This window comes from Neobacillus paridis, assembly GCF_016765675.1.
Lineage (GTDB): Bacteria > Bacillota > Bacilli > Bacillales > Cytobacillaceae > Neobacillus > Neobacillus paridis.
This window is the reverse complement of the sequence record NZ_JAESWB010000080.1, coordinates 1-677: the sequence shown is the minus strand read 5'-3', so window position 1 is coordinate 677 and position 677 is coordinate 1. Positions and strand designations below refer to the sequence as shown.

The following is a 677-nucleotide window of genomic DNA, read 5'->3' as shown; positions in this document are numbered from 1 at the left end:
CTCCTATCGGTTGAATCCGCAAAACGCGGCCAGACTCCGCGAAAGCCTGGTACCTGGGAAATGACAAACGCCCATTCGTAAGCAGGGAAGGGAAGACGACAAAGAAAAACGCCCCATCCTTGAAGGGATGAGGCGCGGGGTCGGTTACTTTTCCAGAACGACGGTCACGGTACGAACCAGTGTGCCGACGCTCTTGAAGGAGCCATCGGGGTTATCCCACATCCGGCCATGACGGTCGACCAGGTTGCGGAAAGCGACCGACTTGGCATTGTTGCGGAAGGTGACACTGGCGGCCATGATGGCAACCAGCCGTCCGCCATCCTTGAGCATCGACCAAGCGTGTAGCACATGATCGATGTCGGCCTGGCGCGCAAACGGAGGGTTCATGACGATGCGATCCACAGGTTCTGCCGGCTGAAATGCCAGAAAGTCTGACTGGACCGGAGAAAACCCCAGACCCTTCAGGACGTCGACATTGCACGCCTGCAGCTCCACGGTGAGAACGTTTTGCGCACCGACGATCGCCGCGGCTTCGATAGCGATATTGCCTATCCCGGCACTCGGCTCAAGTACTGTCATTCCCGGCGCCAGTTGCGCTTGTTCGACCAGCGCCTTGGCCAGCGCCGAGGGCGTTGGAAAGAAGCCGAAGTTTTCAGGCCGTTCCGGGCGGTCGTAGG

General features: G+C 59.2%; 1 protein-coding gene. It reads right to left on the bottom strand.

Annotation, left to right across the window (positions count from 1 at the left end; all coding sequences use genetic code 11):
• Positions 1 to 144: 144 nt before the first annotated feature.
• A partial coding sequence (locus JK635_RS28000; RefSeq protein WP_202653067.1) for a methyltransferase occupies positions 145 to 677 on the bottom strand: 533 nt, incomplete at its 5' end.